We start from the raw sequence: 19227 nt of genomic DNA, 5'->3' as shown, positions 1-19227 counted from the left end.
CGTTCTCTTCGGTCGAGGCAGGCCGGAGCGGAGATCCCTGACACGCTCGACTCGTGAGCGTGAGTGCTCCCCAGGCGGACGCCTTCTACCGCGAGGCGCTTCGCGACCAGTTCGTCTACACCGTGTTCGACGACGGCGGCTACCCCGCGCCCTTCGGATCGTCAGGCCCGCGAGCGATGCCGTTCTGGTCCATGCGGTCGCAAGCGCAGCGCATCATCGACAACGTGCCGGCCTACTCCACCTTCGAGGTGGAGGAGATCCCGCTCGAGCGTTGGCGCGACGAGTGGCTCCCCGATCTTGAACGCGACGATCTCCTCGTCGGCCTGAACTGGAGCGGCAGGCGGGCGACCGGATACGACATCTCGACAAGGGATCTGCTGCGGAACCTCGACGCTCGGGGCTCGGCACCTGGTGGGAAGCTGTTGATCTACGGTCGTTCGCAAGCCGACGGTCGTACGGCGCGATCAGGCCGAGATGAAGGCCTGGTGATGCGAAGACCCCTGCCCGACATCTCGGCAGGGGTCTCGCGTGGGGTCAGCGCTTCTCGCAGGCCACGCCGTCCTTGTCGGGGTCGAGCTTCTTGTTCTTCTTGTAGGTCTTCGTGTCGCGCGTCCAGTCGTTCACGCCCAGCCCCTTCTCGCGCGCGCTCGCACTGCCCACCCCGTGCGCGTAGATCTCGTTGAGCGCGGAGCAGCTCGCGTAGGACTTCGGCTTGAGCTTCTTCACGACGATGTGATCCCCGTGCGAGGTTGCCTCGGCCAGCGTGAGCGATCCCGTGAAGGCGTACCGGAACGACCCCGAGGTGGTGGACGGCAGGGTGGTCTTCAAGACGCCTCTGGCGTCTGCGGTGACGGTCCTCACGTACCGGTAGTTGCCTCCGTCGACCTTGAAGCGGAGGTCGGCCTGCGCCTGGGGCCACCTCTTGCCGTCGCGTTTGATCGTGCCCTCGACGGTGATCCTCTTTCCTTGGCCAACCTTCTCCGGCGAAGCGTTGATCGTGAGCTTCACCGTCTTCAGCAGCGGCGCGCGCACGGTGACCTGCTGGAACAAGGCTCGGGTCACCTGGTCAGGGATGGTCGTCACCAGGACTGCATTCCACGTTCCGACCGGGAAGCCGCTCGAACCTTTCGGTGCGTCCAGCCGCACCCCCACGGGAGCGTCCGTGTCGCCGTGGCACACCACCGGTGCACTTCCCTTGGCCTCCACACCTTCCACGGTCAGCGACACGTTGATGACGGTGTCGGGCCCGTGGCAGGTGTAGCGCAAGGACACGCCAGCGACCCTGGTGTCCTGGATGTACGGAGCCTCCTCCGTGACGATGGACGCTGGATCGTGCGGGTCCGGTTCGGGGGCCGCCGTGGCCGTCGAAGGGACCATCACCAGTGCAAGGGCTGCTGCAGCAAGAGCCGCGAGGAGCGCTGGGCGCTTGAACATGAAGACCCTCTCTCGGTCCGGGTGGTGAAGGAGAACCTAGAGCAGCCTCAGGGGCCGACGCGGGAACCGCGAAGGTGGCCATGGTCGGACCCCTCCGCCGCCGCGGGCGACAGGGCTGAACGGGCGCACACAGGTCGACCGTCGTGCGGAGCCTGCAAGGCCACCGTCGTGCGGGACAGCTCCTGCAGTCGTCTCCAAACGTCACCCTCGACCGGCCTCGTCGGCCTGGCGGTGGCGGCGGCCGGGCTGACGTACAGCCGGTACGGCGACGACCTCACGTTCTCCGGACCGCGAGGGGGCGCCCAACGCCTCGTGGCTCGAGGCGACCGTCTGGACCTAGCGGCCCAGGGCCTCTCCGAGCCCGGCGCCCTTCGGCGAGGCGTACCCGAGGTCCTTCAACGTGAAGGCCTGGGACCTCTTCGCGCTGAAACCCGATCCCGAGCCGCGCAGGAACGTGACCCCGCCGGCGGCGTCGTTCTCGCCCGGCGCTCCGACCGCGAGGTCCAGGTGCCCGTCGGCGTCGACGTCGAGCAGGGCGACCTCGCCGAAGGAGTCGTGCTTCTCCGCCGTGCCGGTGACGCCCTTCGTGTTCTGGTCGTAGACCCGGTTCCCCGACGTGCGGTAGCCGCGAGCGCCGCCGTGCACGACCGTCACCCGGCCGGCGCCGACGTGGCCGCCCACCTTCTCGCCGTCGGCGCCGATCACCAGGTCGGCGTGGCCGTCGGCGTCCAGGTCGCCGAGCGCGACCGAGCTGCCGAACCGGTCACCCGCCTTGTCGCTGCCCGGCACGCCCTTGCTGCGCTGAGTCAGGGCCACACGCGTGACCGTCGTCGCGGCCCGAGGCCCGGACAGGGTCAAGAGGTCGACCGTGCCGCCACGGGAGCCCTCGAGGTCGGCGGACGGGACGGCGACGACGACCTCGGGACGGGCCGACCCGGTGACGTCGCCGACGGCCACCGAGGCCAGCCCGGCGAGCTGAGGGCGGCGGTCGAGCTGTGTGCAGCCGGTCGGGCCGGCGGGGGCGCCGTAGCAGGCGCTGACCGAGCCGGGCAGACCACCGCCACCCTCGATCGCGTAGCCCGGTGCTCCGACGACCAGGTCCGGCCGGCCGTCCGCGTCGACGTCTCCCACGGCCAGGCTGGCGCCGAACCGTTCGTCCTCGTCGGCGCCGGGCCCAGGGCTCGACCGTCGACCCGGCAGCGCCGCGGCCCGGTCGGCGGAGAGCCCGCCCCGGCTGCCGGAGAAGACGAACACGCTCCCGCTGCCGAGCGCGCCGGCCGAGACGCCGGGCGCACCGACGGCGAGGTCGGCCCGGCCGTCGCCGTCGAGGTCGCCGCTAGCGAGGGCGGCGCCGAACGTCGCGTCCCCCTGCGGACCGCCGGGCTGGAGCAGCTCTAGCGATCGCTTGCCGCGCAACCCCTCCGGTGAGCCGTAGAGGACGGTGACCGCACCGGCGGCGTACAGCGGCCGGGAGTCGACCGGCACGCCCACGGCCAGGTCGGCGAACCCGTCGCCGTCGAAGTCCGCGCTCGTGACCGCGTGCCCGAGCTGCGCGTTGTTCGCGGGGTCACCGATCACCCCGGCTGTCGCCGCCGAGATCACCTGGGCCTGCTTCTTCAGGCTGGAGGCCGACCCGGGCAGCACCACGACACCACCGGCGTCGAGGGTGCCCACCCGCAGGAACGGCGCACCAACCACGAGGTCGGGATACCCGTCGCCGTCGAAGTCGTACGGGTTGGCCGTGCTCGTCGCCGCGACCGCGGCAGGGGCGCTGGACATCAGCAGGAGGGGCGAGGTCAGCAGCAGGCAGGCGACCAGGGGGAACGGGCGACCGGGCAAAGCTTCTCCTCAGCGAGACGGGCATGCTCACCCTCAGGCCTCAGGGTCCTCTTCGCAACCGGTTCGGGGATCTCGAGGAGCCGGCAGCGAGAGCCGAGGAGAGCGCTGGGCGGCTGATCGGCTCCGACCCCGGCCACCGAACCCTCCTACCAGGGGAGAGACCGGCTGTCCCGGGTCACCAGATTCAGCGCGGCTGCACACGAGCCCCCGACGCCGCCCTGGGTGCCGCTGCGTGGAACCAGCTGGTCGCCGCGCGCAACCTGCGTTCCCGCCAGACCGTCGTCATGCGCGGTTCCCGAGGGTGTGAGGGTGCGGTCCGTACGAGATGCGCCTCGGCCCGATGAACCTCAGAACGCCGTTGACCCCGAAGGCACCTCGTACGACGCCGTCATGGCCGCCGTGCAGATTCCGGCGCGAGGATCTGGAGCGCCGAGCAGCCGTCGCTCAGGCGGCGAGCGTGCGAGGAGCGTCGCCCCTACGAGATCCTCTCGAAGACCATCGTGGCCTGAATCCGGTCTCCGCCTCCGACGCCCTTGCTGCCCGACGACGCCGTGGTGATCGTGTGCAGTCGATACCCCATCGCCGCTTGAGCATTGAGGACGTTCTCCAGCTCGGTGAGGTTCCCCGAGCCCGTGCCCCAGAGCTTCTCCTTCAGGATGACCTGGAGCACGACGTAGCTGGCGCCCTGCTTCGCCGCACGAGGCTGGGGCCCTGCCACGGCGGCGTGCTCGATCCGACGGACCACTCCGCCGATGCCGCCGCCCGCTGGTGGCGGTTGGTACTGGTCGGTCCAGCGGCTGCAGTCCCACCACCGCTGCCGCCCGTTCCCCGAGCCGTCGTCGTACCAACCCGCTGGTGGACTCGCCACGACCTGCCTCTCCGACGTACGTGTGCTCGCTCGTCATGCTAGGACGAAGCCCGACCTCGCGGCCGGGTTCTCCTGCTCGGACCGACGCACAGGCCCTCGCTCACCCTGGGCTCGACAGGAACCCAGCGCGCCGACCCGTCGTAGCTCAGTCCTGGTCGAGCGCGGCCAGCTCGTCCGGAGCCAGCTCGAGGTCAGCGGCGGCTGCGGAGTCGCGGATCGACTCCGGCCGCTTGGCGCCCGGGATCGGGATCACGACGGGCGACTGGGCCAGCTCCCACGCCAGCGCCACCTGCTGGGCACTCACGCCGTGGGCCTGGGCCACCTGCTGGAAGGCCGGGTGCTGGGTGGCCAGCTCCTTGGCGTCCGACAACCCGCCGAGCGGGCTCCAGGGCAGGAAGGCCAGCTCCAGCTCGGCGCAGACGTCGATCTCGGGCCGGCTGCTGCGGAACTTCGGGCTGAACTGGTTCTGCACGCTCACCAGGCTGTCGCCCAACGACTCGTGCGCCGCCCGGATCTGGCCGGGGTCGGCGTTGGACAGCCCGATCATCCGCACCTTGCCGCTGGCCGCGATCTCGGTCAGCGCACCGATGGTCTCGGCGTAGTCGGCCTTGGGGTCGGGACGGTGGTGCTGCCACAGCGCGATCTGCTCGACCCCGAGCCGCGACAGGCTGGCGTCGACCGCCCGGTACAGGTGCTCGGGGCTCCCGTCGTGGTCCCAGCCGCCGCCCTCGGTGCGGAAGGCACCGCCCTTCGTGGCCAGGAGGACGCGGTCGCGGACGCCCAGCTCGTCGAGGATCGAGGCGACGAGCTTCTCGTTCTCGCCCTGGGCCTCTGCGCCGAGCTGCTGGCCGGGTCCGTAGGCGTCGGCGGTGTCGAAGAGGGTGACGCCGGCGTCGAGGGCGGCGCGCACGGTGTCGAGCAGCTGCTCGCGCGGCTGGTGGCCGGTCTGGTCGAAGGTCATCAGGCCGAGCCCGACCGCCCCGACCTCGACGCGGCCGACGGTGTCGTTGCCGAGTGCGCGTGTCTGCATGGGGGCGACCCTACGGACCCCGCCCGCGCACCTCCGGCGCAGGTCGCCGGTGGCACGAGGGCCTCCGGTATCGCTCTCTACGGCCGGCTTCGGTCTCAAGCCCGCCACGCTGTAGTTGCCAAACCGTTATCTGAAGGGCACGCTCAGGCTCTTCTGCGGTCGCTCTCACCTGCTCGACCGCCTGGCTCACGGCCCTTGGGGATGGATCGATGCGACGAATCGCGACCTGGATCGCTGCTGCGGCAACGACGGCGCTGCTGGCGGGCAGCCTGGGAGGGGCGCCGGCGTACGCGGAGCCCTCCCCCAGCCCGTCGCCGACGCCGAGCACGTCCCCGTCCCCGACGGGCAGCCCGGTGCGGACCACGTCGATCCACCTGCGCTACGCCGCGCAGGAGTCGACGGTGAAGGTGACCGGCGCGAGCACCGTGGCCGACGCGATCACCCAGCTGGGCCTCGTGGTCGACGGCGACGACCGGGTGTCGCCCGCCCCGGAGACGGCCGTGACGGACGGCATGTCGCTGGTCGTCGACGTCGTGAGCGTCACGAAGACGATCAAGAAGTCGACCGTCAAGTACAAGACGATCAAGAAGAAGACCAGCTCGATGATGAAGGGCAAGAAGAAGACCGTCCGGAAGGGTCGCACCGGCAAGGTCACCCGGACCTACACCACGACCACGGTCAACGGCGTGGCGACGACCGACGTGCACAAGAAGACGAACCGCAAGGTGCGCAACAAGATCGTCAAGGTGGGGACGAGCAAGCTCGACTCGTCGCGCTGGAAGCAGTGGAACAAGATCGCCAAGTGCGAGTCGGGCGGCCGCTGGAGCATCAACACCCACAACGGCTACTACGGCGGGCTGCAGTTCAGCCTGTCCACGTGGCGCTCCGCGGGCGGCAACAGGTTCGCCAAGTACCCGAACAAGGCGAGCAAGCGCGAGCAGATCCACGTCGCCAACCGCCTGTACAAGAAGCGCGGCTTCAGCCCCTGGAGCTGCAAGCCCTGACCGCCCGCAGCTAGAACGCCGCCAGCGCCACGGGCTGCCACTCCTCCCAGGTCCGCAGCCGCTCGGCGTAGATGGCGGCGATCGCGTCGTACGAGCGCCCGAGCAGCAGGCGGCGCGGCGGGCGTTCCGCGTCGACGAGCGCCAGGATCGCGTCGCCCGTGTGCTCCGGGTCGCCGACCTCCCACACCTGGGTGTCGGCGGCCCGCTGCGCGTCGTAGGCGCTCAGCTCCTCGCTGTGGCGGGCGCCCCTCGAGAGCCAGTCGGTCGCGTACGGGCCGGGCTCGACGTTCGTGACGTGGATGCCGAGCTCCCCCACCTCCTGGGCCAGCGACTCGGACAGACCCTCGAGCGCCCACTTCGACGCGTGGTAGGCGCCGATGCCGGGGTAGGCGCGGACGCCGCCCTCGCTCGTGACCTGGAGGATCCGGCCGGACCGCTGCGCGCGCATGATCGGCAGCGCCGCCTGCGTCACCCAGAGGGCTCCGAAGAAGTTCGTCTCCAGCTGGTCGCGGACGTCGGCCTCGGACAGCTCCTCCACGCGGCCGAAGTGGCCGTAGCCGGCGTTGTTGACCACGACGTCGAGCGACCCGAAGTGGTCCGCGGCCTCCTGGACCGCCGTGCGGACCGCGTCGCGGTCCGTCACGTCCAGCCGGACCGGCAGGATCGCGTCGCCGTAGCGCTCGACGAGGGGCTCCAGCCGATCCAGTTCGCGGGCCGTCGCGACCACGCGGTCACCACGTCCCAGGGCGGCGTCGGCCCAGATACGGCCGAACCCTCGGGACGAGCCGGTGACGAACCAGGTGCGGGGACGGGCGGGGGTGGGCTGCGCTGCTGCTCGTACGGACATGGCTCCAGGTTGGGCGTGGTGAAGCCATTCGACAAGCGACACTACTCGATGGTTCCCATGAGCAGCGCTCATGTGAGAGCGTGCCGGGGTGCCGGAGTTCACGATCGCGGGCCTGCGGGTCGTCCAGGCCGTCGCCGACACCGGCTCGTTCACCGCGGCGGCCGAGCGGGTCGGCTACACGCAGTCGGCGGTGTCCCGGCAGGTGGCGACCATGGAGGCTGCCGCCGGCCTGCCCCTGTTTCGGCGGGAGGCGCGAGGGGTGACGCCGACGCCGGCCGGGATGCACGTGGTCCGGCGCGCGAGCACCGTCCTGGCCGAGCTGTCCGGGATGACGCGCGACCTGGCCGCGCTGGGCGAGGGACTGGGCGGACGGGTGGTCCTGGGGTCGTTCCCCACGGCCGCGAGCGTCCTCGTCCCCCAGACCGTCCGGCGACTGGCCCACGCGCACCCGGCGATGCGGGTCGAGCTCCGCGAGGCGTCGACCCCGGCGCTGCTCCGGCAGCTGCGCGCGGGGCGGGTCGACGTGGCCGTCGTCGCCGTCGGCGCGGGCCTGCCCGACCAGGACCTCGACGGACTGGTCGCCCGGACGCTGCCCGGCGCCGGCATGCGGCTCGCCGTACCGAGCGGGCACCGCCTGGCCGGGAAGGAGAGCGTCGGGCCGGCCGACCTCGAGGCCGAGGTGTGGGTCGTCGGCGAGGGGCTCCGCACCGACCCGCAGCTCGCTGCGTGGCCGACCCTGACCGACCCGGTCGTGGGCTACGCCGCTCCGAGCCTCGCCACCCGCCTGGGGCTCGTGGCGGCCGGGCTCGGTGTCGCGCTGATCCCGTCGCTGGCGGCGCTCTCCGTCCCGCGAGGGGTCGAGGTGATCACGTTCCGGGACCCCGGCTGGGCGGGACGCCGCGCTCTGGCGCTCGTCCGCGACGAGCCCGAGCCGTCCGCGGCGGGCGTGGTCGTGGACGAGCTCGTGGACTGCGCCTCCGCGCTGCTGGGAGAGCGCTGAAGGCCCGCTCGGGAGGCGCCGGTCGGACGCGCGGCCATGATGGGTGCTCGTCCACCGAGCACCAGGAGCCACCATGACCGCACCCCGCCGCGCCCTCGTCGTCGTCGACGTCCAGCAGGAGTACTTCGACGGGATCCTGCAGATCCAGGCGCCGTCGCGAGAGGCCACCCTGGCGAACGTCGTGACGGCTCTCGACGTCGCGAAGCAGGCGGACCTGCCGGTCGTCGTCGTGCAGCACCAGGCGCCCGAGGGCTCGCCGGTGTTCGCCGTCGGGAGCGACAGCTGGGCCCTGCACCCCGAGGTCGAGCGGCGTCTCGACCCCTCCTGGAAGCGCGCCACCAAGGACAAGGGCAGCGTCTTCGCCGGGACCGACGTGGCCGCCTGGCTGGCCGAGCGCGACGTCGACACCATCACGATCGTCGGCTACATGACGAACAACTGCGACCTCGCCACCGCCGTGGGGGCCGAGGAGCTCGGGCTCGAGGCCGAGGTCCTCTCCGACGCCACCGGGGCGATCCACCTCGCGAACGAGGCGGGCAAGGTCTCCGCCGACCAGCTCCACGAGACGCTGCTCGTCCTGCTGCACTCCAACTTCGCCGCCGTGGCGACGACGCAGGCCTGGACCGCGGCCGTCGGCTCCGGCGAGCCGCTCCCCAAGAGCGACCTCGGCACCTCGGCCACCCAGGGCCGGACCGCCTTCGCGGGCTGACCCACCGAGGTCACGACCCGACCGGGCCGGCTCAGACCGGTTCGGGCTGGTGGCTCGACTTCCGCGCGAACAGGTCCTCGGCGATGAGCGCGAGCGAGGCGGACACGAGCCCGAGGGCGTCCGGCTCGACGCGGTCGAGGGTGGCGTCGAGCCAGCCGTGGCTCTCGGTCACCAGCGTGGCGCCGTGCTCGGTGACCCGGATCGTGCTGCGCCGGCGGTCCTGCGGGTCCGCCACGCGCTCGGCCACGCCGTGGCGTTCGAGCCGGTCCACGAGCGCCGTGAGGGCGCTGCTCGTCAGGCCGAGGTCGCGGGCCAGCTCGGCCTGGCCGGTGCTGCCGTGGACCTCGAGGTAGGAGAGCGCCTGGCTCTCCGTGGTGCCCAGGCCGATGGCCTCGGCGAGGACCTGCCGGTAGCGCTCGCCGGCGAGGATCAGCATCCTCAGGTTGCGGATCGCCTGGTCCTTGGTGGTGCTGCTGTCGTCGATGGTCTCTCCTGGGTCGGGACGAGCGCGGAAGATGTCCTCGAGCCCCCGGGCCTCGGCTGCGCGGACGCGGGACGAGGACCGAAAGAAGCGCCGCCCGGCGGCTGCGGCCCGAGAGGGCCCGGCTCGCTCAGGATGGCACGTCCGGCGGCGTCCCGTGCCGCGCGAACCCTCGGGCGCGCACGACCCCTCTCCACGTGTAGACGAATCGGACGAAAAGTTCCGTTTCCGGCCTACGATCAGGGCGAAGCGCTCGTACGCCCTCCAGGTCCCCGGCGTCACCGCGCTGCTGCTGGTCGCGGCCGGTCTCGTGCTGGCGCTCGCTTGAGCGGGACGCCCGTCGCGTGACCGGGAACGCTCGGCCCTAGGAGTTCTCGGGCCTGATCAGGGTGTTCCCGAGCGCGGGGTCGTCCGCCGACGCGTCGTCCGGCTCGGGTGCCTCGGCCGGCTCACGGTCGGGCTCGGGTTCGACCTCGATGTCCAGGTCGGGCCCGTCCTGGTGCTGCCCGGGCAGGTCGACGTCGGGCGTCTGCGGCGGTTCGGTGGTCATGGGCCTGCTCCCTCGGTCGAGCCACGGGACGTCCGGCGGGTGCGTCCGGAGCGAGCCCGGGAGCCGGTCGCCGGCCGTCGAGGACGCGAGTGTCGCACCGTCGGGCGCCCCGCCCCGGAGCGCCGCGGCCGGGCCGGCCCGGGGTCGATCACGAGCGCGGGTCGCCCGCGGTTAGGCCGTGTCGACCGTCATGTGACGTACGCGGACGGAGGGTCGGAATTTCTACGCTCGGAGCAACAGCGCAGAGCGACCGGCCGGTCGCCGCGAACCCGAGAGGAACGACCATGACCGACCCCAGCAGCGACGCGACCACCGAGGACCGCCCCACCGTCGTGCTCGTGCACGGCGCCTTCGCCGACTCCTCGAGCTGGAACGGGGTGATCGAGCAGCTCCGGGGCGAGGGCTACCCGGTCCTGGCCGCGGCCAACCCGCTCCGGGACCTGCGCACCGACGCCGCCCAGCTCCGCAGCGTCCTGGACCGCACGACGGGCCCGGTCGTCCTGGCCGGCCACTCGTACGGCGGCTCGGTGATGAGCGAGGCGGCCGACGGCCACCCCGGCGTCCGCGCGCTCGTCTACCTCGGCAGCTTCCTGCTCGAGGAGGGCGAGAGCACCGGCGAGCTGGCCGGGAAGTTCCCGGGCAACGAGCTCGGTCCGGCCCTGGTCCCCGTGCCGCTGCCCGACGGCGAGGGCGGGTCGGGCACGGACCTCTACATCGACCCGGACAAGTTCCGGGCGGTCTTCGCCGCCGACGTCCCCTCGGAGGTCGCCGAGCTGATGGCGGTCACGCAGCGGCCCATCACCCCCGACGCGCTCGAGGGCAAGGCGGAGAAGGCGGCCTGGCGCTCGATCCCCTCCTGGACGCTGGTCACGACGCAGGACCTCGCCGTGCCGGCCGACGCCCAGCGCTTCATGGCCGAGCGGGCCGGCTCCCGGGTCACCGAGGTCGACGCGTCGCACGCCGTCGCCGTCTCCCGGCCGGGGGTGGTGGCCGACCTGATCGTCGAGGCCGCCCGCGCCACGGCCTGACCGGACGCCGACGCGGCCGCGGGGGCGACGAGCCGTGCCGGTCCTGGACCTGGTCGGGATCTTCGCCTCCGCGGTCTCGAGCGCGCCCTCGGGCGTGGCGACAGGCGTCCCGGACTCGATAGGGTGACGTGTCACCGGGGTCGGTCCGTGACGACGAGGTCCACCTGCACACGAGGGGCGTCCGTGGCTGTTGATCATGGCTGTTGATCACGTCGGCGCTCCCGCGCAGGACGCCCGACCCGACCGGCTGCGGCCGAGCACCCGGGTCCTGCTGGTGGCGTTCGTCTGCCTCACCCTCGTCGCCACCAACCAGCTGTTCGTCCTCGCCCGGCGGACCGCGACGCTCTTCTCCTGGACGATCCAGCCGCCGCTGTCGGCGGCGTTCCTCGGCGCCAGCTACGCCGCCGGGTGCGTGCTGTCCGTGCTCGCCCTGCGGTCGCGGTCCTGGCTCGACGCCCGCACCCCGCTGGTCACGGTCCTCGTCTTCGCCGCGCTGACCCTCGTGGCCACGCTGCTGCACCTCGACCGTTTCCACTTCCACGCGCCCGGCCTCGCGGCCGTGGGCGCCGCCTGGGTCTGGCTCGTCGTCTACCTCGTGGTCCCGGTCGCGCTGCTCGTGGTCGTCGTCCGGCAGTCACGCGTCCCGCACCCGGGCCCGACGTCCCCGCGCACGCCCCGGACCCTGCCCGCGTGGCTGCTGGGCCTGCTCGGGCTGCAGGGCCTGGTGCTCGGCGTCGCGGCCGTCGGGCTGTTCCTCGCGCCGGCGGCCGCCGCGCGCTGGTGGCCCTGGACGCTGACGCCGCTGACCGCGCGGATGATCGCGGCGTGGTTGGCCGCGCTCGCCGTCGCCGCGCTGCTCTCCCTGCGGGAGCGCGACGTCGCCCGGGTCCGGATCCCGGCGGTCGCGTACGTCGTCTTCGGCCTCCTCCAGCTCCTCGCGCTCGTCCTCTACGGGGAGGCGTTCGCCCGGGGTTCCGCGGCGGCGACCGTCTACGTCGTCGCGCTCGTCGTGGCGCTCGGCACCGGGGTCACCGGGCTCGCGCTCGTGGCCCGCCACCGTCGTACCGCTCGGGAGACCCCATGATCACCACGCCGGACCGACGTCTCCGGGTCTTCGTCTCCTCGACCCTGCAGGAGCTGGCCCTCGAGCGGCGGGCCGTGCAGGCGGTGATCACGCAGCTGCGGCTCACCCCGGTGATGTTCGAGCTCGGCGCCCGCCCGCACGCGCCGCGCGACCTCTACCGGGCCTACCTCGACCAGAGCGACGTCTTCGTCGGCGTGTACGCGGGGAGCTACGGCTGGGTCGCCCCGGACGAGGAGATCTCGGGCCTCGAGGACGAGTACCGGCTGTCCGGCGACCGGCCGAAGCTGATCTACGTCAAGAGCGGCGTCGAGCAGCAGCCGCGGCTGCGGGAGCTCCTGAACCGCATCCGCGACGACGACGAGGCGTCGTACAAGCGCTTCACCGACGCCGACGAGCTGGCCGAGCTGCTCGGCGACGACCTCGCGGTGCTGCTCACCGAACGTTTCGCCGCCAGCCAGGCGCCCCGCGACGGCGCGGTGGAGCCCCTGCGCCCGGGGCGGGTCCCGGTGCCCCCGACGCCGCTCGTCGGGCGGGACGCCGAGGTGGAGGAGGTGCTGACCCGGCTCGCCGACCCCGCCGTCCGGCTCGTCACCCTCGTCGGCCCCGGTGGCATCGGGAAGACCCGGCTGGCGCTCCAGGCCGCGGTGCTCGCGCCGGGCGTTGACGAGGAGACGGTCTGGTTCGTCGACCTCACCTCCGTCTCCGACGCGGCCGGCGTGGTGGACGCGGTCGCCGCGGCCTTCGGCGTCCGCCGCGAGGGCAGCCGCCCTCTGCTCGACGTGCTCGTCGACCGGCTGGGCGACCGCGACCTCCTCCTGGTGCTGGACAACTTCGAGCAGGTGGTCGACGCCGCCCCGGACCTGGCCCGCCTCCTCGACGGCTGCCGCCGGCTCACCCTCCTCGTGACCAGCCGTACGGTCCTCGGCCTGCGCGGCGAGCACGTGCTCAACGTGGTGCCGCTGGCCGTCCCCGCGACCGGTGCGGAGGTGACGGTCGAGGACGTGGCCGCCTCCGCCGCAGTCGAGCTGCTGGTGGCCAGGGCCCGCCAGGTCCGGCCCGGTTTCCGGCTCACGCCGACGAACGCCGACGCCGTGGCCGCCCTGTGCCGTCTGCTCGACGGGATCCCGCTCGCCCTCGAGCTGGCCGCCGCGCAGCTGCGGGTGCTGAGCCCGGCGACCCTGCTGATGCGGCTGCGGGACCGGCTCGACCGCTCGCTCGACCTCAGCGCCGACCTCGCCGACGTGCCGTCGCGGCAGCGGACGCTGCGGGCCACGCTCGACTGGAGCCACAGCCTGCTCGACGAGGCCCAGCGCACCCTGCTCGCCCGGCTGTCGGTCTTCTCCGGTCGCTGGACGATCGACGCGGCCGAGGCGGTCGGCGCGGCCGACGGCGACCTCCCGGTGGAGGAGACGCTCGCCGGTCTCGTGTCGGAGAGCCTCGTGGTCCTGGACGACACCGACGCCGAGCAGCTGCGGTTCCGGCTGCTGTCCCCCGTCCGCGGCTTCGCGGCCGAGCGGCTGGTCGAGCGCGGCGAGCGCGAGGCCACGCTGGCCCGGCTCACCGACCACCTCGTGCGGTTCGCGGAGCAGGCCGGGCCCGAGCTGCTCGGGGCGGACAACGCCGTCTGGGCGGAGCTGGTCGACGCCCAGCTGGAGGACGTGCTGGGCGCGGCCAACCGGGCCGTGGCCGACGACGACGCCGAGACCGTCGTCCGGATCGCGGCACCGCTGTTCCCCTACTGGTGGGGCCGGGGGCTGCTGCTGCAGATGAGCGCCCTCGCCGAGGGCGCCGCCGGGCTGCCGTCCGCGCACCGGCTGGCGATGGTGCCGCGCGCCTCGCTGCTGTGGGCACGCGGGATGTTCCGGATCAGCCAGGGCCGGCTGACCGAGGCCGAGCCGCTCCTCGACGAGCTGCTCGCGTGCCTCGACGCGCCGGGCGTCGAGCGGCTGCGGGCCTTCGCGCTGGCCGGCCTTGCCTTGGCCCGCGTGCAGACGACGCCCGAGGAGCGGAGCGCGCTCGTGACGGACGCGGTTTCGCTGTTCCGGGGGCTGCACGACGACTGGGGCCTGGCCTTCGCGATGTCGGTGCAGGGCCAGCTCGCGCTCGCGTCGGGCGACCCCGTCGGGGCGGTCCGCACCCATACCGAGGCCCTGGCGGCGGCCCGCCGGATCGCATCGGAGTACCTCGAGGTCCAGCTCCTCGACCTGCTGGGGCTGGACGCGCTGGCGGGCGGCGACCTCGCGGGGGCGCGGACGAACCTGGTGGCCGCGGCCGAGGTGCACGGACACCTGGCCGACTCGGAGGGTTCCGCGAACTGCCTCGGCGGGTTCGCGGCCGTCGCCCTGCTCCAGGGGCGGCCCGAGGTTGCCGCCGAGCTGCTCGCGGTCGCCACCCGCACCCGGGAGCTGGTCGGGGTGAGCGTCTGGCCCGCCCTGCAGCCGGGCGCCGCCGCGCTCGAGGCTGGCGTACGTGCTGCCCTCGGTCCGGCGGGGTGGGACGCCGCGGTGGCCCGCGGGCGGGCGATGCCGATGCTGCGCGGCCTGGCGTACGCGGTCGAGGCCACGGCGTGACGCCGATCGTCAATCCCGGGGTGGCGGAGGTCGTCGCGCAGCTGCGGCGGCGCCTTGACGACCTGCCGCCGGCGTCGGCCCACCGGCGGACGTTCCTCGAGACGTACTTGCGGATCACGGAGGCCGTGGGGCGGGCCGTCGCCGCGGGCGGGTTCGAGGACGGCGGCTGGGTCAGCGGCTGGGACGTGACCTTCGCCGGGTTGTTCCTCGCCGCGCACGACGCGGACGCGTCCGGCGACGGCGCGCCCCGGCCGTGGCGGCTGGCCTTCGGCGCGGACCCGGCCCTGCCGCCCCTCGTCCACGTCCTGGTGGAGCTCAACGCCCACGTGAACTGGGACCTCCCGCAGGCCCTGCTCGCCGTCCTCGACGACGCCGACCTCGGTTCCGAGGACCTGCTGGCCTCCCGGCGGCGGGACCACGCGCGGATCGACGAGGTCCTCGCGGCGCAGACGGCGGCGGAGGGACGGCGGCTGAACGGGGGCCTGGTCGGCCGGGCGCTCGTGCCCGTGAACACCCGGCTGACGCACCGCTTCCTCCCCCGGGCCCGCGAGCAGGCCTGGCGCAACGTGCTCGTCCTGGCCGAGGGGCGCCGGGGCGGGCCGGAGGCGTACGCCGCGCGCCTGCAGGACCTCGACGCGCTGTCGTCGGCGAAGGTCACCGAGCTCCTGGACCCGCGCTGGGTCCTGCCGCGGGTGGCCGTCCGGGGTTTCGGCGTGGAGCTGCCGCCGGCCTGAGCCGGACGGCCCGCGCGCCGTGGCGCCGGGGACAATGGGCCGGTGGGGACGGACGGTGCCGTGGGCGAGCGGTCCGCGACCGTTGTCGTCATCGGTGCCGGGCAGGCGGGGCTGTCGGCCGCCCACCACCTGCAGCGGCGCGGGTTCGTCAGCGCGCTGACCGAACCGGGCGCCGACCGGACCTTCGTCGTGCTCGACGCGGGGGCGGGTCCGGGCGGCGCCTGGCAGCACCGCTGGGAGTCGCTGCGGATGGCGACGGTCAACGGGATCTTCGAGCTCCCGTCCTTCCCGACGCCGCCGATCGACCCGGACGAGCCGAGCCGCACCGCGGTGCCCCGCTACTTCGCCGCGTTCGAGCGCGAGCGGGGGCTGCCTGTCCTCCGACCGGTGGACGTCACGTCCGTCACCCGCGCCGACGCCGACCCCGACGGCGACCTGCTCGTCGACACCGACGCCGGACGCTGGCGGACCCGCGTGGTCGTCAACGCGACGGGGACGTGGGACGAGCCGGTGCTCCCCCGCTACCCCGGCCAGGACACCTTCCTCGGCCGGCAGCTCCACACCCGCGACTACGGGTCGGCCGACGAGCTCGCCGGGCTCCGGGTCGCCGTGGTCGGCGGCGGCATCTCGGCGGTGCAGCAGCTCGAGGAGATCTCGCGCAGCGCGACCGTGCTCTGGTACACCCGCCGGGAGCCTGTCTTCCTCGACGGCGAGTTCCGGCCCGAGGTGGAGGGCCGCCGGATCATCGCCGCCGTCACCGCGGACGCGGAGGCCGGCCGGCCCACCGGGAGCGTCGTCTCCTACACCGGGCTGCCCTGGGCCTCGTACGTCCTCGCCGCCCGGGAGCGCGGCGTGCTGGTCCGGCGTCCGATGTTCACGGCGATCGAGCCCGCGGGGGTCCGCGAGGCCGACGGCTCCTTCACGCCCCTCGACGTGATCCTCTGGGCCACCGGCTTCAAGGCCGCGCTGCGCCACCTCGACCCGCTCGGCCTCCGGAACCCGAGCGGCGGGATCACGCTGCGCGGGACGCAGGTCGCCGTCGAGCCGCGCGTCCACCTGGTCGGCTTCGGACCCTCACAGTCGACCGTGGGCGCGAACCGCGCCGGCCGGGAAGCGGTCGCGACGCTGTCCCGGTACCTCCGTGACACCGGCGTACGGGACGGGCGCGGCGCGGCCTGAGCGGGGCCGGTACGGCGTGGACCCGACGTCCCTGGACCCGACCTCAGCCGGCGTCGGAGTAGCGGTCCACGCAGGCGACGTCGAGGGCGAACTCGACCGGGAACGTGCCGAACAGCAGCTGCCCGGCCCGACGCGCCGAGGCCCGGACGGCGTCGGCGACGGCCCCGGCGAGCGCGGTCGGTGCCTCGACGATCACCTCGTCGTGCAGGAAGTAGACGAGCCGGGGCGGGCGGGCGTCGACGTCACCGAGGGCCGCGAGCTGCCGCCGCAGGTCGGCGAGCCAGCACAGCGCCCACTCGGCGGCCGTGCCCTGGACCACGAAGTTGCGCGTGAACCGCCCCCAGTCGCGTGCCTGCGTCCGCGCCTGGCGACGTTCGTCCGGCCCGGCCTCGGGCAGCGCCGACCAGCGCTGCGCCTCCTGCCACGCCTCCGACGGGGCCGGTGAGCTGCGGCCCAGCCACGTGGTGACGACCTCGCCGGCCTCCCCCGCCCGCGCCGCCTGCTCCACGTACGCCGTCGCCGCCGGATAGCTGCGGACCAGCCGGGGCATCAGCCGCCCCGACTCCCCCGAGGTGGCGCCGTAGAGCGCGCCGAGCATGGCCACCTTCGCGTGGGCGCGGGTGTCGGCGACGCCGTCGTCGACGAGGGCGGAGTAGAGGTCGCCGCGCCGCGTGGCGGTCGCCATCGCCTCGTCGCGGGCCATGGCCGCGAGCACCCGCGGCTCCAGCTGAGCCGCGTCGGCCACGACCAGCACGCAGCCCGGGTCGGCCACCACCGCCCCGCGGATCTGCTTGGGCAGCTGCAGCGCCCCGCCGCCGCGCGCGGCCCAGCGGCCCGTCACCACCCCGCTCGGGATGTAGCCGGGCCGGAACCGTCCTCCGACGACCCACGCCGACAGCCACGACCAGCCGTTCGCCCCGTGCAGCCGGGCCAGCTTCTTGTACTCGAGCAGCGGACCGACGGCGGGATGCTCCACCTGGCTCAGCTCCCACTGCCGGGTCGTCTCCACCGCGACCCCGGCGCTGTGCAGTGCCCGCAGCAGGTCGGGCGCGGAGTCGGGGTTCAGGGTCGGTGCACCGAGCGCGTCGCGGACCTGGTCGGCGAGATCCTCCATCGCGCGCGGACGGACGCCGGGCAGCGGGCGCGGCCCGAGCAGGCTCGTGAGCAGCCGTTCGTGCTCGGCGGCGTCGAACGGCAGGCCCACGTGGGTCAGCTCGGCGGCGACGAGCGCGCCGGCGGACTCCGCCGCGAGCAGGAGCCGGAGCCGGGCCGCGTACGGCGAAGCGGCCACCGTCGCCTGCTGCGCCCGGTGCTCCTCCACCACGTCGACCAGCGCGAGCGTGTCGCCGGTGTCGGCGAGGTCGAGCAGCGTCGGCTCGGCGTCCGGGGCGGGTTCCTGGGCACCCCAGCGGGCGTCGTCCACCGACGGCAGCGGGACGGTCGCGTACGTCGACCGCACGAGGACGGCGTGGCACTGCCGCAGGTCCTGGCACCGGGCGACGGCGACGCCCGCGTCGAGCAGCGCCGGGTAGACCCGACCCGTGTCGGCCCAGACCCAGCGCGGCCCCTGCGCCTCCAGCTCCCGGACGCGGGCGGGCAGCTCGGTCCAGGCGATCCGCTGCCCCTGGGACGTCCGCCCCGACCGGTCGAGCACGGCGACCTCCACGGCCTCACCGGCGGCAGCGAGGGCGACGTCCACGCCGCGACCGTAGTGCGCCGCACCGACACCACGAGCGCCGTGGCACCTCCGCGCTCCGACCACGCTCCAGGTGGTTGCGCGGTCAGACGTCCGGCGGCTGGGTGCGCCTCGTCGAACGCAGCACGGCGAGGACGCGACCGAGGGCGGCTCCGACGGGTTCGCGCCAGGCGAGCTCGAGCGGGATCAGGAGCGGCGGGTCGAGCGGGAGCAGGACCGTCCCGTCGTGGTCCGCGTGCTCGGCGAGCGGCGCGATGACGGGCGCCACCCCCTTCCTTGCCGCGACCGACCGCAGCACCGACACGGGCCCGAGGGTCAGCGGTTCGGTGACCACCTGACCTGCCCGTGCCGCCCCGTCCGGCAGGACGTGGTGCAGCATCACGTCCCAGACATGCGGGGAGAGGGTCCGGGGGAACATCGCGACGGTCTCCCCCGCCAGCTCGGCCACCTCGACGCGGGACCGCGTGGCGAGCCGGTGGTCCGCGGGCACGGCCAGGTGCACCGGGACGTGGCGAAGCACCGCGGTCGTCAGCCCGTCCCCGACCCCCTGCCCGTCCCACACCACGGCGGCGTCCCAGCTCTCCGCGCGCACCGCCAGCAGCGCGTCGCTGCTCGAGCTGGCCAGCGTGACGACGTCGAAGGCGGGGTCGTCGGTCAGCCGCTGCAGCTGCGCGGCGAGGACGTGCTCGGTCCCGAAGGCGACCCGGAGCAGGACCTGCTCCGGCCGGGCGTCCGCCGCCCGCACCTCGTCCTGCGCGCGGTCGGCCCGGGTGAGGAGGACGCGCGCGTGCCGCAGCAGCACCTCGCCGCCCGGCGTGAGGGTCACGAGGCCCGGCCGGGCCCGGTCGACCAGCACCACCCCCAGCCCCCGCTCGAGCACGCGGAGCTGCTGGGACAACGTGGGCGTGGCGATCCGGAGCCGCCGGGCGGCTCGGCCGAAGTGGCGCTCCTCCGCTATCGCGACGAAGTAGCGGAGCTGTCTCAGCTCCATGGCCAGGGACGTTAGTCCTGGGCTCACGGGTGGACAAGGTCTCGTCCGTCCCCGGGCGCATCCGTCCGCCGCGATCGGGAAGGACGACGACGAGGACGGAGCGAGCCGCGTGCCGACCCGACACGCTTCCCGACCCGCCTCGCCTGATCGGTTGTCTGTCTCGAGGAGGAGCAATGCGGAGGG

At 73.8% G+C, this 19227-nt stretch carries 17 protein-coding genes and 1 pseudogene; 9 read left to right on the top strand and 9 right to left on the bottom strand.

The genetic code is table 11. The features are described from left to right. Nucleotides 1-53: 53 nt before the first annotated feature. Nucleotides 54-377: pseudogene (locus ABD665_RS21645) on the top strand (DUF2750 domain-containing protein); the annotation flags it as partial. Nucleotides 378-534: 157 nt separating this feature from the next. On the opposite strand, the gene ABD665_RS01995 reads toward ABD665_RS21645, so the two are convergent. From ABD665_RS01995 to ABD665_RS01980, 4 genes are all read right to left on the bottom strand, one after another. Next, entirely contained in the window at nucleotides 535-1434 is a 900-nt protein-coding gene (locus ABD665_RS01995) for an excalibur calcium-binding domain-containing protein (RefSeq protein ID WP_204912478.1), read from the bottom strand. 336 nt (nucleotides 1435-1770) lie between these two features. After that, nucleotides 1771-3273 (bottom strand): integrin alpha, encoded by a 1503-nt coding sequence (locus ABD665_RS01990; protein ID WP_204912479.1) that lies wholly within the window; start codon nucleotides 3271-3273, stop codon nucleotides 1771-1773. 475 nt (nucleotides 3274-3748) lie between these two features. Further along, on the bottom strand, nucleotides 3749-4141 hold the full coding sequence (locus ABD665_RS01985) for a DUF2510 domain-containing protein (RefSeq protein ID WP_204914496.1): 393 nt from the start codon (nucleotides 4139-4141) through the stop codon (nucleotides 3749-3751). Nucleotides 4142-4286: 145 nt separating this feature from the next. Next, nucleotides 4287-5171 (bottom strand): aldo/keto reductase, encoded by an 885-nt coding sequence (locus tag ABD665_RS01980; protein WP_204912480.1) that lies wholly within the window; start codon nucleotides 5169-5171, stop codon nucleotides 4287-4289. A 209-nt stretch (nucleotides 5172-5380) separates the two neighbouring features. Between ABD665_RS01980 and ABD665_RS01975 the strand changes: the two genes are divergently transcribed. Next, nucleotides 5381-6175 (top strand): transglycosylase family protein, encoded by a 795-nt coding sequence (locus ABD665_RS01975; RefSeq protein WP_204912481.1) that lies wholly within the window; start codon nucleotides 5381-5383, stop codon nucleotides 6173-6175. Nucleotides 6176-6185: 10 nt separating this feature from the next. Here the strand turns inward: ABD665_RS01975 and ABD665_RS01970 are convergent, their stop codons facing one another. Beyond that, nucleotides 6186-7022 carry an SDR family NAD(P)-dependent oxidoreductase gene (locus ABD665_RS01970; protein ID WP_204912482.1) on the bottom strand — a complete coding sequence of 279 codons (837 nt, stop codon included), beginning with the start codon at nucleotides 7020-7022 and terminating at the stop codon, nucleotides 6186-6188. An 88-nt stretch (nucleotides 7023-7110) separates the two neighbouring features. On the opposite strand from ABD665_RS01970, the gene ABD665_RS01965 reads away from it, so the two are divergent. Both ABD665_RS01965 and ABD665_RS01960 read left to right on the top strand, forming a co-directional pair. Then, nucleotides 7111-8022, top strand: coding sequence for a LysR substrate-binding domain-containing protein (locus tag ABD665_RS01965; protein WP_204912483.1), 912 nt, complete (start codon nucleotides 7111-7113; stop codon nucleotides 8020-8022). A gap of 73 nt (nucleotides 8023-8095) precedes the next feature. Further along, complete coding sequence (locus ABD665_RS01960; RefSeq protein ID WP_204912484.1) at nucleotides 8096-8731, top strand: isochorismatase family protein; 636 nt, start codon at nucleotides 8096-8098, stop codon at nucleotides 8729-8731. Between the two features lie 31 nt (nucleotides 8732-8762). Here ABD665_RS01960 and ABD665_RS01955 read toward each other — a convergent pair whose 3' ends face one another. Next, nucleotides 8763-9167: a MarR family transcriptional regulator gene (locus ABD665_RS01955; RefSeq protein WP_204912485.1), complete on the bottom strand. Its 405-nt coding sequence runs from the start codon at nucleotides 9165-9167 to the stop codon at nucleotides 8763-8765. 409 nt (nucleotides 9168-9576) lie between these two features. Further along, the gene (locus ABD665_RS01950; RefSeq protein WP_204912486.1) at nucleotides 9577-9762 is read right to left on the bottom strand and encodes a hypothetical protein; all 186 of its coding nucleotides are present in this window, start codon (nucleotides 9760-9762) and stop codon (nucleotides 9577-9579) included. A gap of 284 nt (nucleotides 9763-10046) precedes the next feature. On the opposite strand from ABD665_RS01950, the gene ABD665_RS01945 reads away from it, so the two are divergent. From ABD665_RS01945 to ABD665_RS01925, 5 genes are all read left to right on the top strand, one after another. Continuing rightward, nucleotides 10047-10790 (top strand): alpha/beta fold hydrolase, encoded by a 744-nt coding sequence (locus ABD665_RS01945; protein ID WP_204912487.1) that lies wholly within the window; start codon nucleotides 10047-10049, stop codon nucleotides 10788-10790. Nucleotides 10791-10986: 196 nt separating this feature from the next. Further along, nucleotides 10987-11874, top strand: coding sequence for a hypothetical protein (locus ABD665_RS01940; RefSeq protein WP_204912488.1), 888 nt, complete (start codon nucleotides 10987-10989; stop codon nucleotides 11872-11874). Beyond that, nucleotides 11871-14444, top strand: a complete 2574-nt coding sequence (locus ABD665_RS01935) for a DUF4062 domain-containing protein (protein WP_204912489.1) — start codon at nucleotides 11871-11873, stop codon at nucleotides 14442-14444. The genes ABD665_RS01940 and ABD665_RS01935 overlap by 4 nt, the downstream gene beginning before the upstream one ends. Continuing rightward, the gene (locus ABD665_RS01930) at nucleotides 14441-15178 is read left to right on the top strand and encodes a DUF5995 family protein (protein ID WP_204912490.1); all 738 of its coding nucleotides are present in this window, start codon (nucleotides 14441-14443) and stop codon (nucleotides 15176-15178) included. Before ABD665_RS01935 ends, ABD665_RS01930 begins: the two co-directional genes overlap by 4 nt. Before the next feature lie 42 nt (nucleotides 15179-15220). Further along, a complete protein-coding gene (locus ABD665_RS01925) occupies nucleotides 15221-16357 on the top strand; it encodes an NAD(P)-binding domain-containing protein (protein WP_344740862.1) in 1137 nt (378 codons plus the stop codon). Nucleotides 16358-16400: 43 nt separating this feature from the next. Here ABD665_RS01925 and ABD665_RS01920 read toward each other — a convergent pair whose 3' ends face one another. Beyond that, nucleotides 16401-18056: a bifunctional 3'-5' exonuclease/DNA polymerase gene (locus ABD665_RS01920; RefSeq protein ID WP_204912491.1), complete on the bottom strand. Its 1656-nt coding sequence runs from the start codon at nucleotides 18054-18056 to the stop codon at nucleotides 16401-16403. Nucleotides 18057-18138: 82 nt separating this feature from the next. Next, nucleotides 18139-19044: a LysR family transcriptional regulator gene (locus ABD665_RS01915; RefSeq protein ID WP_204912492.1), complete on the bottom strand. Its 906-nt coding sequence runs from the start codon at nucleotides 19042-19044 to the stop codon at nucleotides 18139-18141. Nucleotides 19045-19227 lie beyond the last annotated feature (183 nt).

Source organism: Microlunatus spumicola, from assembly GCF_039536445.1.
In the GTDB taxonomy this organism is placed as follows: domain Bacteria; phylum Actinomycetota; class Actinomycetes; order Propionibacteriales; family Propionibacteriaceae; genus Microlunatus; species Microlunatus spumicola.
Note: the sequence above shows the minus strand (reverse complement) of the source record. Positions and strands in the feature narration are given on the sequence as shown.

Bases quoted from the DNA above. Each gene is read 5' to 3' on its own strand.
- ABD665_RS01995 (WP_204912478.1), bottom strand. From the start codon at position 1,434: ATGTTCAAGCGCCCAGCGCTCCTCGCGGCTCTTGCTGCAGCAGCCCTT.
- ABD665_RS01980 (WP_204912480.1), bottom strand. From the start codon at position 5,171: ATGCAGACACGCGCACTCGGCAACGACACCGTCGGCCGCGTCGAGGTC.
- ABD665_RS01975 (WP_204912481.1), top strand. From the start codon at position 5,381: ATGCGACGAATCGCGACCTGGATCGCTGCTGCGGCAACGACGGCGCTG.
- ABD665_RS01970 (WP_204912482.1), bottom strand. From the start codon at position 7,022: ATGTCCGTACGAGCAGCAGCGCAGCCCACCCCCGCCCGTCCCCGCACC.
- ABD665_RS01960 (WP_204912484.1), top strand. From the start codon at position 8,096: ATGACCGCACCCCGCCGCGCCCTCGTCGTCGTCGACGTCCAGCAGGAG.
- ABD665_RS01955 (WP_204912485.1), bottom strand. From the start codon at position 9,167: ATGCTGATCCTCGCCGGCGAGCGCTACCGGCAGGTCCTCGCCGAGGCC.
- ABD665_RS01950 (WP_204912486.1), bottom strand. From the start codon at position 9,762: ATGACCACCGAACCGCCGCAGACGCCCGACGTCGACCTGCCCGGGCAG.
- ABD665_RS01945 (WP_204912487.1), top strand. From the start codon at position 10,047: ATGACCGACCCCAGCAGCGACGCGACCACCGAGGACCGCCCCACCGTC.
- ABD665_RS01940 (WP_204912488.1), top strand. From the start codon at position 10,987: ATGGCTGTTGATCACGTCGGCGCTCCCGCGCAGGACGCCCGACCCGAC.
- ABD665_RS01935 (WP_204912489.1), top strand. From the start codon at position 11,871: ATGATCACCACGCCGGACCGACGTCTCCGGGTCTTCGTCTCCTCGACC.
- ABD665_RS01915 (WP_204912492.1), bottom strand. From the start codon at position 19,044: ATGGAGCTGAGACAGCTCCGCTACTTCGTCGCGATAGCGGAGGAGCGC.